The organism is Ochrobactrum quorumnocens (assembly GCF_002278035.1).
In the GTDB taxonomy this organism is placed as follows: Bacteria; Pseudomonadota; Alphaproteobacteria; order Rhizobiales; family Rhizobiaceae; genus Brucella; species Brucella quorumnocens.
Map to the genome: position 1 here is coordinate 997501 of NZ_CP022603.1, position 15117 is coordinate 1012617.

Below are 15117 nucleotides of genomic sequence, written 5' to 3' on the forward strand. Positions count from 1 at the left end.
CGAAAGCATCGACCATCTCTATCGATATGTGGAATTACTTTTCAACCGAAAGACGGTCATCCAGACCAACCAAGCAAGGCTATAGGGAGGAAACCATGCCTAGCACCATTCGCTTACACCGTGTCATTGCCGCCAAACCCGAGAAGGTCTATCGCGCATTCGTGGAACCGGATGCGATTGCAAGCTGGATTCCCCCTTACGGGTTCTTGTGCACGGTACACGAAATGACCGCCAAGGTCGGCGGTGGACATAGAATGTCGTTTCGGAATTTCACGACCGGCGAATCGCATTCCTTCGGTGGCACCTATGTCGAACTCGTCTCCGGAGAACGCCTCGTTTATACCGATAAGTTTGATGATCCCAATCTACCTGGCGAAATGAAAGTAACGATTGACTTGAAAGCCGTATCAGTCGGCACCGAGATCACCATCGCACAGGAAGGTGTCCCTGACATCATACCCGCTGAAGCATGCTATCTTGGCTGGCAAGATTCACTGGACAAGCTGAGAAGGCTTGTTGAGCCGGAAATCAACCAATAGCTCGTATTAATCATGTGCTGAATAGCACTGTGCCGCCACATCGATATTGAGATGCGGCGGCACAGATACATGAGCTCAGCTCTATTTATTCCCACTCAATCGTGCCCGGAGGCTTCGACGTGACATCATAGACGACGCGGTTGATACCGCGCACTTCATTGATAATGCGAGTGGCCGCATTGCCAAGGAAGTTCATGTCATAGTGATAGAAGTCAGCAGTCATGCCATCAACTGAAGTCACTGCACGCAGTGCGCAGACGAATTCGTAGGTACGGCCATCGCCCATAACGCCAACGGTCTGAACCGGAAGCAGAACTGCGAATGCCTGCCAGATGGCATCGTAAAGACCAGCCTTGCGGATTTCATCAAGATAAATCGCGTCAGCTTCACGCAGAATTTCAAGCTTTTCGCGCGTAATGCCGCCCGGGCAACGGATCGCAAGACCCGGGCCGGGGAATGGATGACGTCCGATGAAGCTGTCAGGAAGACCAAGTTCCTTACCGAGTACGCGCACTTCATCCTTGAAGAGTTCGCGCAAAGGCTCGACCAGCTGCATGTTCATGCGCTCTGGCAAACCACCAACATTGTGGTGCGATTTGATCGTGACCGAGGGACCGCCGGTAAACGAGACGCTTTCGATAACGTCTGGATACAACGTACCCTGTGCAAGGAAGTCCGCGCCGCCGAGCTTGTTCGCTTCTTCTTCGAAAACTTCGATGAACAGACGACCAATGGTCTTGCGCTTCTTTTCCGGATCGCTTTCGCCTTCGAGAGCGCCAATGAAACGATCCTGCGCGTTCACGAGGATCAGCGGCAGATTATAATGCTCCTTGAACATGGCCACCACATCGGCAGCCTCGTTCTTGCGCATCAATCCGTGGTCAACAAGAATACAAGTCAGCTGATCGCCAACTGCTTCATGAATCAGGAGAGCGGCAACTGACGAGTCAACGCCACCGGAGAGCGCGCAGATGACCTTGCCCTTGCCGACCTGTTTGCGGATGGCGTCAACAGCCTGTTCGCGATAGGCAGACATGGTCCAGTCAGGCTTTATACCGACGATGTTGTGAACGAAATTCTGAATGAGCTTTGCGCCATCTGGCGTATGCACCACTTCCGGGTGGAATTGAACCGCGAAATACTTGCGTTTCTCATCCGAAATAGCTGCAAAAGGTGCATTTGGCGATGTGCCGATGACCTTGAAGCCTTCAGGGAGCGCTGTGACGCGGTCGCCATGGCTCATCCAGACCTGATGACGTGTGCCCTTGGCCCATATGCCAGCAAACAGCGCGCTGTCTTCCTGAACTTCGAGGAAGGCGCGACCGAACTCGCGGTCATGGCCGCTTTCAACCTTGCCACCCAGCTGGGCGCACATGGTCTGCTCGCCATAGCAAATGCCGAGAACAGGGATGCCCGCCTCGAAAATTGCCTGCGGGGCGCGCGGGCTGCCGATGTCCGTTGTCGAGTGTGGACTACCCGACAGGATCACAGCCCTCGGATTGATGCGCTTATAGGCATCTTCCGCCAACTGGAACGGAACGATTTCGGAATAGACTCCAGCTTCGCGTACGCGGCGTGCAATCAGCTGCGTGACTTGGCTGCCAAAGTCGATGATAAGGATAGTGTCAGGATGTGCCGTGGTGCTCATGCGGAGCATCTAGATAAAAAGCAGCCAAAATGCAATGGACGAAGTGCCACGTTTCAACAATCAAACAGAGAAACTTGGCCTATACTGACATATCATTGTCAGGAAGTGCCTTGAAGTATCAGGGCGCCGTCAAAAATAGTTGCTTCCAGCTCTTCGACCGCACTTGCGAGTTTCTCGTCGATGATGTGCAGGAATTCCGTCCAGTCGCCAACATGCTGCAATTCTCTTACGCCGTCGGAAATTCCACGCAGACCAATCAGCGTGATGCCATGTGCCTGACATGCGCGCAGGCAGGCATACGTCTCCATATCCACCATATCGGTTTCAATTGTCTCATAGGCTTTTCCGGAGACGATATTTGCGCCCGTTGAAAGGGTCGCGCTCGGAAGACCCGGCACAAGACATGGCAATTCAAAGGTCTTCGGCAAATCTAGGAATGGTGTGCAGCCTTTTTCAAAGCCTAATGGGGAAGCATCCATATCGCGATAAGCGACTGATGAGATCTGATAGACGTCGGCCTGCGGAAGCGTCGCCGATCCAGCGGAACCGAGCGAGACGATCAGATCAGGCAATTCGCCTCGCAGTTCCAATACTGTGAGAACACGTGTCAGATTGATTGCCGCTTCAACCGGGCCGACGCCGATCATCAGTGGCAAGAAGAGCGAACTCAGATAAGGACCATATTCCGCTTCTGTCGCCATGACATAAAGCAGGCGTTTTCCTGCAATGGTTTTGATCATCCCTGTAGCCCCTTACGATCCTGAACAACCATCATTGTTCCTGTCATGGTCGCAATAAGACGCACTTCTGTGTCCGTAACAGCGAAAGCCTGTCCATCACTGACCATAATCGTCCGTCCGGGCTTGGTAACCTCACCACGGAACAGAAAACGGTCACCTCTACCGGGGGCTAGCAGATTGACCTTGAACTCTATTGTAAGCACTGCAGCGTCAGTCGGCATAAGACTGAGGGCTGCATAACCGCAGGCAGAGTCCAATGCCGCGGAAATTATGCCTGCGTGAAGAATACCGTGCTGTTGTGTCAGCTCTTCGCGAAACGGCATTTCGACTTCGACGATGCCTGGCTCACAGCGCGTGAGTTCGGCTCCGATCAACTTCATGGCAGCCTGACGGCCAAAACTCTCCTCAACGCGCTCCTTAAAATCGGGCTCGGCTATTCTATGCGCTGGCATAATGGTCCCCGAGCTCAGCTGTGTTTTTGTAAGACACTCACATAAAACCCATCTGTGTCCGTTGACAATGGGGAAAATACGCTGCCGCGCGCCGGATACACCGGCGCAACCGTATCAGCTTCCGGAACCACCTTGTTCCAAAGTTCCGCCGGAGCCACTTCCGAATAATTGCTGTTCTCAGCGAGGAAGCGCTCAACCTGCCGTGTATTTTCTTCGTCAAAAAGCGAACAGGTCACATAAACCAGTCGTCCACCCGGTTTCACATAATGCTTGGCCGCTTCCAACACTTCCTGCTGGTCCTGCACACGACGTTCGAGCTGCTGATCATTCAGACGCCATTTTGCGTCCGGTCTGCGTCGCCACGTGCCCGAGCCCGTGCATGGCGCATCGGTCAGCACGAGGTCCATGCGTTCAATAAGAGGCGCAAGCGCATCTAGATTTCCATGAATCTGCGTGTTTCGAACACCTGCTCTTTGCAATCTGTCATGCATCGGCGAGAGACGCGCGCGTTCGGCATCATAAGCGTGAACCTGTCCGCTATTTTGCATAGCGGCAGCCAACGCCAGCGTCTTGCCACCGGCGCCCGCACAATAATCCAGCACCTGCTCACCGGGTTTAGCACCTGCAAACAAGGCAGCCAGCTGCGAACCCAGATCCTGCACCTCAAACCAGCCGTCGAGAAACGCCTGATCAGTCTGCACATTCGGATGACGTCCAAGTGCTTCTATCGGAGGAATGCGTAGAGCCTGATCAAGGAGCGGTGCCTTTGCAACACCTGCCTTTTCGAGAGCGGCCAAAGTTGCCTGCGGTGCGGCTTTCAGCAGATTAACTCTGAGATCGACTGGCGGGCGTGTCGCAAGGGCCGCAGCCTCTTCCACCCAGCGCTCCCCAAACAATGCTTCCAGCGAAGGAATGCACCATTCGGGAACATCGGCTTTTACAAATGCTGGTGCCGCAGAAAGATCGCGGCTGGTCCACGCATCGCGACGTGCGGCATCCAGAGGTTCCGGGGCGAATTTATCGCCTTCAAGCGCGGCATCAATAGCAGCGAAGTCCATGCCGCCTTCGGAGACCAGCGCACCATGGGCCAATGCACGTGCGTCATCTGCATCCATGCGCCAGGCGATAGATAGTTTACGGCGAAGCGCATCATAAACAATATTGCCGATAACTGCACGATCACCAGCGCCTGCAAAGCGATGCGAGGCACCCCAATCCTTGAGCGCGTCGGAAGCCGGGCGCTTGCCAGCTTCAATATCGTTCAGAACCTCAATCGCCGCCTGAAGGCGTCCGCCAAGCCGCATTACCACTCCTTTGCATCTTGCAGCATCGGCCCAAAAATCGGAATCGATTATCGGAAGCACGATGCGCAGATTAAATAAGTTAGACCGACCTTGTGTAGTGCCCAAGAGGGCGCTCGCGCTCTAAACGTCGGGCATAGCCTTCCTTGGTGGGAAAAGGCAATCGGCAATTCAAAACAAAAAGCCGAAGGTTCCCCTCCGGCTTTTCGATTGAATACAAAACTGCAGGATTACTCAGCCGCAGCGGTTGCTTCTTCTTTCGTAGCAATCGTATTGGCTTCATATCCATGCGCGTTCTTCAAAGCCGCACGCACGCCTGCTTCATAATCAGGATGTATCAGTTTGAAATGGCCCAACTGGCGCTCCACGATAAAGCCCGGCACTCCACCCATTGCTGCCGCAATGTTCGAGAACAGGCGGGCTTTCTCACCATCATCAAACAGATTAAACAAGGCACGCGGCTGCGAATAATCATCATTGCCGACACGGTGATTATAGCGATCAGCATTACCTGTAATACGCAGTGGCGGTTCCTTGGCCGTTGACTGTTCGACAGGGCCATTGAACGAGTTTGGCTCGTAATAGGCATCGGGGTTGCCCGTTGCGATGCCGCCAAAAGTGTTCATCTGACCATCGCGATGGTAGTGATGCACAGGGCACTTCGGCTGGTTGACCGGAAGATTCTCATAATGCGTGCCAAGGCGATGGCGATGGGCATCAGCATAAGAGAACAGGCGTGCCTGCAGCATCTTGTCAGGCGAATAGCTGATGCCCGGCACGATGTTTGATGGGGAAAACGCCGCATTTTCGATCTCGGTGAAGTAGTTTTCCGCATTGCGGTTAAGTTCCATCACGCCAATATCGATTGGCGGATAGTCAGCATGTGGCCACACCTTGGTAAGATCGAACGGGTTATAAGGAGTCTTGTCGGCATCCAGTTCCGGCATGATCTGTACCTGAACCTTCCACTGCGGGAACTCACCCTTATCAATGGATGTGAACAGATCTTCCTGCGTGGATTCACGTGTACGGCCGATCACGCGCTCAGCTTCGTCATTGGTCCAGTGCTTGTGACCTTGCAAGGTCTTGAAGTGGAATTTGACCCAATAACGCTCACCAGCATCGTTCCAGAACGAGTAGGTATGCGAGCCATAACCATTGATGTGACGCACATCAGTCGGCAATCCGCGATCCGACATCAGAATCGTTACCTGATGCAGGCTTTCCGGCGAAAGCGACCAGAAATCCCACATGGCGGTTGCCGAACGCAGATTGGACTTTGGATGACGCTTCTGGGTGTGGATGAAATCGGGGAACTTCAGCGGATCACGCACAAAGAAAACCGGCGTGTTGTTACCAACCAGATCCCAGTTGCCTTCTTCGGTGTAGAACTTCAATGCAAAGCCGCGCACATCGCGCTCGGCATCGGCTGCACCCTGCTCACCGGCAACGGTTGAGAAGCGAGCCAGCATCGGGGTCTGCGCACCCGGCTGCAAAGCTTTGGCCTTGGTATATCTGGAAATATCGCCAGTGATCGTCAGCGTGCCAAATGCACCCCAACCTTTGGCGTGAACAACGCGCTCAGGAATACGCTCACGGTTCTGGTGCGACAGCTTTTCAATCAGCTGATAGTCCTGCAACAAAACGGGACCGTGCTCACCAGCGGTAAGGGAATTCTGGTTATCCGGGATTGGCGCACCAGCGCTTGTGGTCATAATCGGACGGTCTGCCATGGGAATTTCCCTCCTTAAATAATTTGGTCTATCCAGCAATCAGCTTGGCTTTTCGCACAACACAGTCCCACTGCGGCATGCCTTGGCTGGGTAACGAAAGCAGTTTAGACTTGTTCCAATAATAATCTCCAATTGCTTTTTGTGTTATTATTGATAGGATTTTCCTATCATGTTTACGATCAGACAAATGCGCTATTTCGATGCGCTTGCCAGCACACTTCATTTTCGGAAAGCCGCTGAGCTTGCACATATTTCACAGCCGGCTCTTTCGGCGCAGATTGCTGAAATGGAAGCCGCCGCTGGCGCGCCGTTATTTGAGCGCTCGCAACGTAAAGTCATCATGACAGAGCTCGGCCGTGAACTTCTTCCTGGCATCAGAACGATTCTCAAAGAGCTGCACGCGCTGGAGGAAATATCGGCCCAAAGCAAAGGCTTGCTGCAAACCCAGTTGCGCCTTGGGATTATTCCGACAGTCGCGCCCTATGTCGTGCCGCATCTCATTCCACTGCTTAGAGATCGGCATCCGTCTTTCCGTCTGCAACTGCGTGAAAGCGTGACAGCCAAGCTGCTCGATGAACTCCATGCAGGCGAAATCGACGCTATTGTTGCGGCGCTTCCAATCACGGATGATCGACTTGCGCATGAAAAACTCTTCGACGACCGCTTTCTGATCGCGACGTCCAGCAATGACCAGACGATCCTCTCGTCACCCATGACCCAGGATAGCGTGGCGCTTGATCGCTTGCTGTTACTTGAAGAAGGCCATTGTATGCGCGATCAGGCGCTGGCGGTCTGCTCTTTGCCGTCGAAGCGGCAACTTGTGAAATATGGCGCGACCAGCATGACGACACTGCTGCAAATGGTGAGCCATGGCATGGGCCTAACACTGATCCCTGAAATTGCCGTTCGCGCCGAAGCGCGCAGCAATCACATGCGCATCGTCCCGTTTGAAGGCGAGCAGCCAAAACGGGAAATTGCGCTCTTCTGGCGAAGACAAAGCAAGCGTCGCAAAGATTTTCAGGCTCTTGCAGCGTGCATCGTCGAAAGCGCGAACAATCTCCTCATCACCGATGATGAATTGCCCTCACTTGGAAAATAAAAAGACGGCCCGAAAGCCGCCTTCTCAAAACTATAAAAGCAACACTCACATGCCGCCCGGATAATTCGGGCTTTCACGGGTGATCGATACACCGTGTGAATGACTTTCACGCAGGCCCGCATTGGAAATGCGAACGAAGGTTGCCCTGTCGCGGAATTCCTCCAGCGTCTTTGCACCAACATAACCCATTGAAGCACGCAGGCCACCCGCAAGCTGGTGCAGAACTGCCGAGATCGGACCCTTGTAAGCAACCTGACCTTCGATGCCTTCCGGCACGAGCTTCAGCTCGTCGCGCACTTCTGCCTGAAAGTAACGATCTGCCGAACCACGTGCCATCGCACCGACCGAGCCCATGCCGCGATAGGATTTGAACGAACGGCCCTGATGCAGATAGACTTCACCCGGACTTTCTTCCGTACCGGCCAGAAGCGAGCCTGCCATAGCCGCAACCGCACCGGCAGCAAGCGCCTTGGCAAAATCGCCGGAGAACTTGATACCACCATCGGCGATTACCGGAATGTTGTGCTTGTGAGCTGCTTCAACCGCCGACATAATGGCTGATAACTGCGGAACGCCAACGCCTGCAACAATACGCGTGGTGCAGATCGAACCCGGCCCGATACCGACCTTGACGGCATCCGCACCCGCATCAATGAGCGCCTGTGTTCCTGAAGCCGTAGCAACATTGCCTGCGAGAATAGCTACATTCGGATAAGCCTTCTTGATGCGTGCAACGGCATCGAGAACACGCTGCGAATGACCATGTGCTGTATCGACAACCAAAAGGTCGACACCTGCATCAATCAAACGTTCGGCACGCTCATAGCCGTCTTCACCAACGCTCGTGGCAGCAGCAGCACGCAGACGACCCTGTGCATCCTTGGCAGCATTTGGATTGAGCTGCGACTTTTCAATGTCCTTGACCGTAATGAGGCCTACGCAACGCCCCTGATCGTCGACAACCAGCAGCTTTTCGATGCGGTGAGCATGCAGCAAGCGCTTGGCTTCATCCTGCTGCACGTTTTCACGTACAGTGATGAGGTTTTCGCGCGTCATCAGTTCATAGATTTTCTGCGCCGGATCGGAAGCAAACCGCACATCACGATTGGTCAAAATGCCGACGAGACGGCCCGGACCTTTGCCAGCATTTTCGACAACCGGGATACCGGAAATGCGGTGTGCCTTCATGATTGCCTGTGCGTCGGCAAGCGTCGCATCTGGTCCGATCGTGACAGGGTTTACCACCATGCCGGATTCAAACTTCTTGACCTGGCGGACTTCCTCGGCCTGACGCTCAGGTGTCAGATTGCGATGAATAACACCAATGCCACCCGACTGCGCCATAGCGATGGCCAAACGCGATTCCGTCACGGTGTCCATTGCTGCGGAGAGCAGCGGCAGATTAAGCTCGATATCTTTGGCAATACGTGTGTGCAGATCGACCTGTCCGGGCATCACTTCGGAATGGCCCGGCTGCAAAAGCACATCATCAAAAGTGAGAGCGAGCGCGCCAGTGGAAGATTCCACGATTTTTGCCATTGCCAATTCCTTTACCGGTTTTACCGAATGAGAAAAGCCGCCTCTCCGGTAAGCATCCGGGAGCTGCGACTAGACTGGGTTTCGTGTTGAATTGGCACCGGCTGGTAACATGGTTATGACTACTTGGAAAGTCTTTTACGGACAAGTTTCAGTTACTGATAACGATTTTCGTGATAAATCGCCCGCATACTTTGTGTAATTGGCCCAAAGGGGGCACAATGCGTAAATCATATCAACGCGTTCCACTCATTCGCCGTTCACGGGCTATGTGGATGTCTCCACGTTTGTGGAAGCCTCGGCTCGTTTTCTGGTGCGGCGCAATTGCAATAGGCCTTATCAGCGTCGCCTTTGCAGAAGCTGCAGATATTGCACAGGACTGGTTCAAGAGATTGACCGATGGCTCTGCCAGCCCATGGCGGGCCTGGTTGCCGCTCATCATCACACCGCTTGGCTTCATGCTGTGCTCCTGGATCGCAATTACCTGTTTCCCCGGCTCTGGCGGCAGCGGCATCCCGCAGGCAATTGCTGCCCGTCACCTGAACAATCATGAAGACAGGACGTTACTCCTCTCGCTGAAGATTGCTTTTGGTAAGATCGTCCTGACCATCGTTGGTCTTTTTTCTGGCGCGTCCATCGGCCGTGAAGGTCCCACCGTGCAGATCGGCGCATCGATCATGCTGTTATCGGCACGCATCGGCAGCATGGAACAAGCGCGCGGACTCATTCTGGCGGGCTCCGCAGCTGGCATCGCGGCAGCCTTCAATACGCCGCTCGCTGGCATTGTCTTCGCCATCGAAGAAATGGGGCGCGCCTATGCAGCCAGAACCAACGGGCTGGTCCTCTCCGCAGTCATCCTTGCAGGTCTCGCCTCGCTCGGCCTTGTCGGCAACTATAACTATTTCGGCCTGACGACTGTAACCGTTACAACCCATACGGATTGGGTTCTGGTGATTGGCTGCGGCGTGATTGGTGGTGCATTCGGCGCTGCATTCAGTGCGCTCGCACTTAATCTGACAAATCGTGTACGACGCCGCGTACAGAAGGCACCGCTTAGGGATACCGTACTTATAGCAGGTGCCTGTGGTCTGGTGATCGCCATCATCGGCGTTGCATCGGGTGGCGCGACTTTTGGCACCGGATATGATCAAGCGCGTAGCGCGGTGGAAGGTCTGCCGCTTTCTCCATTCTACTTCGTAGAGAAATTTATTGCTGGGCTTCTCTCTATGGTGTCCGGTATCCCCGGTGGCATATTCGCACCATCCTTGTCCGTTGGTGCGGGACTCGGCAGCACCATAGGGTTGCTTCTGGGGACCAGCATCAGTCTCGCAGCCGTTCTGGGTATGGCGGGCTACTTTGCCGGCGTAGTGCAAGCCCCCATGACTGCCTTTGTCATCATCCTGGAAATGACCGGCAACCACAACAACGTCATTCCGCTGATGTGTGCATCGATGCTGGGATATGGCACCGCCCGGCTTATTTCACATGAGCCGCTCTATCACGCCTTGTCACGAACATTCGTGGCGGATGTCTTGCGCCAGCGTCGTGCAAGGGAAAAGAATATATCATCTGATCAGAGCATCTCCAGTTGAAACTAAATCGTTGGAACCGCTCTGGTCATTCTTTCTTGCGCATTTGCCTCACGCAAAACCGCTTCGTACTTTTGCTGGAAATGCGCTGAATAACAATTTTGGGGAGGACATACCTATGGATCGAAGAACATTCGCAAAATCGCTTGCAGGGTTGGGGACAATACCCTTCATAGTCGGTTCGGCAGCAGCAGCACAAAGGGGAGAAACAAGCATGCTGGAATTGATGGGCGGAAGCATTACCGATGTCCCGGGAATGAAACTCGGGCATCATACGCTGACCAAGCGCCCAACCGGCTGCACCGTTCTGCTCTGCGAAGAAGGAGCAACAGCAGGCGTCGATGTGCGTGGCTCCGCACCCGGCACACGCGAAACCGATCTTCTCGATCCAATGAACTATGTTCAACAAGTACAAGCTATTCTGCTATCCGGTGGCAGCGCTTATGGCCTCAGTGCCGCGACTGGCGTGATGCGCTATCTCGAAGAGAACAATCTGGGTTTCAAGATCGGCAAGGGTGTCGTTCCGATTGTGCCTGCCGCGATCCTGATGGATCTTGGCGTGGGAGATTTTTCCGTTCGTCCTGATGAAGAAGCCGGCTATCTGGCGTGTAAGGCAGCAAAACCCGAAGCGTCCGGCGAAGGTAATATTGGCGCAGGTGCCGGTGCAACTGTCGGCAAGATGTTTGGTATGGAATATGCGATGAAGGGTGGTCTTGGCACCGCGAGCTACAAGGTTCCTGGAACCGAAGTCGTGGTTGGTGCCATTGTCGCAGTTAACGCCGTAGGTGATGTTTACGCCCCCAATTCGCAGCAGATTCTGGCGGGTGCGCGTAACGAAGACGGCAAAGGCTTCCGCAACATCATGGACTCGATCATGCAGGGTCGTAATGTGGTCAAATCCGGCGGTGCCAACACGACCATCGGCGCGATTGCAACCAATGTTCCGTTCAACAAGGCTGAACTGAAAAAGATCGCTGGCATGGCGCATGATGGCTTTGCCCGTTCGATCAACCCCACCCACACAATGTGGGATGGCGATACGATCTTTGCGCTCTCGACAGGAAAGACAGAAGGTGTTGAAGCTGATGTGACGGCCATCGGTGCTATCGCCGCAACTGTGATGGCTCATGCCGTTGCCCGTGCGGTGATGCAGGCCGAAAGTCTGTCAGACCTCAACTTGCCCGCTCATCGGGACTATGTTTGAGCATCTTAGCCAAAAGCGGAAGCGGATTTTGCGTTCAAAGAACGCGCCAACCCAAATAGATCGAGCGGTTCCAACGGTTCAATATCAACTGGAACCGCTCATGCAGAAAGTTCTCGATAACCACATAAACACGCAGCGATTGAAACGATCCATAATATACGCGATATGAGAAACGGCTTTTAGAAAGCCTAATATTGGAATGAGAGCGCTGAGTGCCCTGTCGGGCGCATAAAAGGCTATTCTAACAGTGTATATGCAACAGATCGATTTTCATCTGAAGACAGGTTCGGACACGGCATGACAGGCAATTCCCTCAAATTCGGCACAAGCGGTCTCAGAGGACTGGCGACCGAGCTTAACGGATTGCCTGCTTATGCCTATTCGCTGGCATTTGTGCATATGCTGAAATCAACAGGCAACCTGAATACCGGCGACAAAGTGTTTGTCGGTCAGGATTTGCGCCCATCAAGCCCAGATATCGCAGCACTTGCCATGGGCGCGATTGAAGATGCAGGCTTCACACCTGTTGATTGCAGCGTCTTGCCCACACCTGCTCTGAGCTATTATGCGATGGCGCAAAATGCGCCCTGTATCATGATTACCGGCAGTCATATTCCAGATGACCGCAATGGACTGAAATTTTATCGCGCCGATGGTGAAATCGATAAGGATGACGAAGCCGCGATAAGTGCGGCTTATGTTGCTCTCCCGGCTGACATTGCATCACGGAAAGCTGTTGGCTTGTCCGTAAGTGATAGCGCAATCAACGCCTATGCCGAGCGCTACATCCAGCTTTTCGACACCGACAGTCTCACAGGACTGAAAGTCGGTGTGTATCAGCATTCGTCGGTAGCACGTGATCTTCTCACCAAGGTCCTTGGTGCGCTTGGTGCAGAAACAGTCGCACTTGGCCGTTCCGATGTTTTTGTGCCGGTCGATACCGAAGCGCTACGCCCGGACGATATTCGGCTTCTGTCCGAATGGGCAAAGCAGGACCAATTTGATGCGATCGTCTCAACTGATGGCGACGCAGACCGCCCGCTCATTGCAGACGAGCATGGAAATTTTGTGCGTGGCGACCTTGTGGGCGCCATCACATCTGCCTGGGTCGGTGCCGATGTCATCGTCACGCCAGTCACTTCCAATGCAGCGCTGGAAGAGTGCGGAAAGTTTAACCGTGTTCTGCGCACGCGCGTCGGCTCGCCATATGTAATCGCCGGTATGCAGCAGGCTCTGAACGAAAACGCAAAGAGCGTGGTTGGATTTGAAGCCAATGGCGGGGTGCTTCTCGGCAGCACCATCGACAAGGATGGTCGGCAACTATCTGCGCTCCCAACGCGCGACGCGCTTCTGCCAATCCTTGCTTGTCTGAGCACGATCAAACAAACGCAAACGCCTCTTTCCGAAATCGCGCACAGCTATGGCTTTCGAATTGCATTGAGCGATCGCTTGCAGAATGTGCCGCAAGAAAAAAGTGCCGCGTTTCTGTCCGTCATCACGCAGGAAGACGCACGTATTCAGCTTTTCCCGGCTACTGACCCTGTTATACGGTTTGAAGCAATCGATGGCGTAAAGCTGTTCTTCAAATCAGGTAATGCGGTGCATTATCGTGCGTCAGGAAATGCACCGGAACTGCGCTGCTATGTCGAAGCTGCCAGCGAAGCTCAGGCCAGTGAATTATTGACAATGGGAATAGAAATCGCCCGTAACGCAACGAAGGATGCCACCAGCAAATGAGCTTTATCCCGGTTATCATCAGCGGCGGTTCTGGTTCCAGACTCTGGCCGCTTTCACGCGACGCCCACCCAAAACCCTTCATCGAACTGCCAGATGGCGGCACGTTGATCGGAAAGACCTATGCGCGCGCTTCGCGCCTTCAGGATGCGGATCAAATTCTCACGGTCACAAACCGCGATTTCCTGTTTCTGACGCTCGATGCCTATGCTGATGCTGACGCGCGCAAGATCGACAATACATTTCTTCTTGAACCGCTCGGCCGCGATACAGCGCCCGCTGTAGCATTGGCAGCGCTTCAGGCCGCATCAACCTATGGTGCCGATGCAACTTTGCTGATCATGCCAGCCGACCATCTGATCGAAGATGAAGCGGCTTTCGCAGCTGCGGTAGTCGAAGCACGCAAACTTGCCGAAGCCGGCCGCATTGTCACTTTCGGCATTGTTCCGGATCATCCTGAGACAGGGTTTGGCTACATCGAAGTCGATGGCACTGACGTTCGGCGCTTCGTTGAAAAGCCGGATGCAGAGACTGCACAGACCTATGTTGAGAGCGGCCGCTATTATTGGAATTCCGGCATGTTCTGCTTTAAGGCTCTCACTATGATCGACGCCATGCAGCGCCATGCACCGGAAGTGCTGGAAGGTGCCAGAACAGCGCTTGAGCACTCACGCCGGGGTGTGAATGGCGAAACCAGAACGCTGGAGATCGCCAAGGATCAGTTTGCGGCAACGCCTGCCATTTCCATCGACTATGCTGTCATGGAAAAGGCCGACAACATCGCCTGCATCCCCGTTTCCTGTGGCTGGTCCGATATTGGCTCGTGGGCAGCAATGGCCGATCTGATCGAGCCAGATGCTGACGGCAATCGTCTGCGTGGAGAAACGGTCCTTGAAGAAACGACCGACAGCTTTGTTCTTTCGGAAACGCGTCTCGTCAGCCTCGTCGGCGTTCGCGATCTTCTGGTTGTCGATACACCGGATGCCCTGCTTGTCGCCCATCGTGATAAGGCGCAGGATGTGCGCAAGGTCTTCAACAAGTTGCGTGCTCAAGGCCACGAAGCAGCCAAACTGCACCGCACAGCTCACCGTCCATGGGGCACTTATACGGTTCTTGAAGAAGGCGATGGCTTCAAGATCAAGCGTATCGAGGTCAAGCCCGGTCGCCGTCTGAGTCTGCAGGCGCACCACCACCGTTCCGAACACTGGATCGTGGTTTCCGGCACGGCAAAGGTCGTCAATGGCGAGCGGGAAATCCTGCTCACCAACAATCAATCGACCTATATCCCTTGCGGCTTCAAGCACCGTCTAGAAAATCCTGGCATTCTTCCGCTCGTCCTGATCGAAGTGCAAAGCGGCGAATATCTCGGTGAAGACGACATCGTTCGTTACGATGATATTTATGGGCGCACTTGATAGGCACCCAGAGCATAATTCCTTAAACTTGGATCAGTTTAAGGTAGAGTTATGCTCTGATATTAGGTGTTAGAACGACCTTTGTGCGCCCGGTTGGGCGCACGACGCTCTAATACGCGAATTGTGA

13 protein-coding genes (1 of these 13 only partly in view) are annotated in these 15117 nt (G+C 54.0%); 7 read left to right on the forward strand and 6 right to left on the reverse strand.

Annotated features, from left to right (window positions below; all coding sequences use genetic code 11):
- Together CES85_RS04710 and CES85_RS04715 are read left to right on the forward strand one after the other, a co-directional pair.
- Positions 1 to 85 carry the 3' end of a TetR/AcrR family transcriptional regulator gene (locus CES85_RS04710; protein WP_095444851.1) on the forward strand. It extends 551 nt beyond the left edge of the window, so 85 of the gene's 636 nt are visible here — the last part of the coding sequence; the start codon falls outside the window, past its left edge; it ends in the stop codon at positions 83 to 85.
- A 10-nt stretch (positions 86 to 95) separates the two neighbouring features.
- Positions 96 to 539 carry an SRPBCC family protein gene (locus CES85_RS04715; RefSeq protein ID WP_095444852.1) on the forward strand — a complete coding sequence of 148 codons (444 nt, stop codon included), beginning with the start codon at positions 96 to 98 and terminating at the stop codon, positions 537 to 539.
- 85 nt (positions 540 to 624) lie between these two features.
- Here the strand turns inward: CES85_RS04715 and guaA are convergent, their stop codons facing one another.
- The 5 genes from guaA to katA form a co-directional block, all read right to left on the reverse strand.
- A complete protein-coding gene (gene guaA, locus CES85_RS04720) occupies positions 625 to 2187 on the reverse strand; it encodes a glutamine-hydrolyzing GMP synthase (protein ID WP_095445705.1) in 1563 nt (520 codons plus the stop codon).
- 98 nt (positions 2188 to 2285) lie between these two features.
- Positions 2286 to 2927, reverse strand: a complete 642-nt coding sequence (locus CES85_RS04725) for a 5'-methylthioadenosine/S-adenosylhomocysteine nucleosidase (protein ID WP_095444853.1) — start codon at positions 2925 to 2927, stop codon at positions 2286 to 2288.
- Positions 2924 to 3379 (reverse strand): PaaI family thioesterase, encoded by a 456-nt coding sequence (locus CES85_RS04730; RefSeq protein ID WP_095444854.1) that lies wholly within the window; start codon positions 3377 to 3379, stop codon positions 2924 to 2926. Before CES85_RS04730 ends, CES85_RS04725 begins: the two co-directional genes overlap by 4 nt.
- 14 nt (positions 3380 to 3393) lie before the next feature.
- The gene (locus CES85_RS04735; RefSeq protein WP_095444855.1) at positions 3394 to 4683 is read right to left on the reverse strand and encodes an RsmB/NOP family class I SAM-dependent RNA methyltransferase; all 1290 of its coding nucleotides are present in this window, start codon (positions 4681 to 4683) and stop codon (positions 3394 to 3396) included.
- A 227-nt stretch (positions 4684 to 4910) separates the two neighbouring features.
- The gene (gene katA / locus CES85_RS04740) at positions 4911 to 6413 is read right to left on the reverse strand and encodes a catalase KatA (RefSeq protein ID WP_095444856.1); all 1503 of its coding nucleotides are present in this window, start codon (positions 6411 to 6413) and stop codon (positions 4911 to 4913) included.
- A gap of 169 nt (positions 6414 to 6582) precedes the next feature.
- Here katA and CES85_RS04745 point away from each other — a divergent pair, with 169 nt between their 5' ends.
- Positions 6583 to 7512 carry a hydrogen peroxide-inducible genes activator gene (locus CES85_RS04745; RefSeq protein WP_095444857.1) on the forward strand — a complete coding sequence of 310 codons (930 nt, stop codon included), beginning with the start codon at positions 6583 to 6585 and terminating at the stop codon, positions 7510 to 7512.
- 45 nt (positions 7513 to 7557) lie between these two features.
- Here CES85_RS04745 and guaB read toward each other — a convergent pair whose 3' ends face one another.
- Entirely contained in the window at positions 7558 to 9051 is a 1494-nt protein-coding gene (guaB, locus tag CES85_RS04750) for an IMP dehydrogenase (RefSeq protein ID WP_095444858.1), read from the reverse strand.
- Positions 9052 to 9269: 218 nt separating this feature from the next.
- Here guaB and CES85_RS04755 point away from each other — a divergent pair, with 218 nt between their 5' ends.
- From CES85_RS04755 to CES85_RS04770, 4 genes are all read left to right on the forward strand, one after another.
- Entirely contained in the window at positions 9270 to 10640 is a 1371-nt protein-coding gene (locus tag CES85_RS04755; protein WP_095444859.1) for a chloride channel protein, read from the forward strand.
- Positions 10641 to 10755: 115 nt separating this feature from the next.
- Positions 10756 to 11841, forward strand: a complete 1086-nt coding sequence (locus CES85_RS04760) for a P1 family peptidase (RefSeq protein ID WP_095444860.1) — start codon at positions 10756 to 10758, stop codon at positions 11839 to 11841.
- A gap of 297 nt (positions 11842 to 12138) precedes the next feature.
- Positions 12139 to 13578 carry a phosphomannomutase gene (locus tag CES85_RS04765; RefSeq protein WP_095444861.1) on the forward strand — a complete coding sequence of 480 codons (1440 nt, stop codon included), beginning with the start codon at positions 12139 to 12141 and terminating at the stop codon, positions 13576 to 13578.
- Positions 13575 to 14990: a mannose-1-phosphate guanylyltransferase/mannose-6-phosphate isomerase gene (locus tag CES85_RS04770; RefSeq protein ID WP_095444862.1), complete on the forward strand. Its 1416-nt coding sequence runs from the start codon at positions 13575 to 13577 to the stop codon at positions 14988 to 14990. The genes CES85_RS04765 and CES85_RS04770 overlap by 4 nt, the downstream gene beginning before the upstream one ends.
- Positions 14991 to 15117 lie beyond the last annotated feature (127 nt).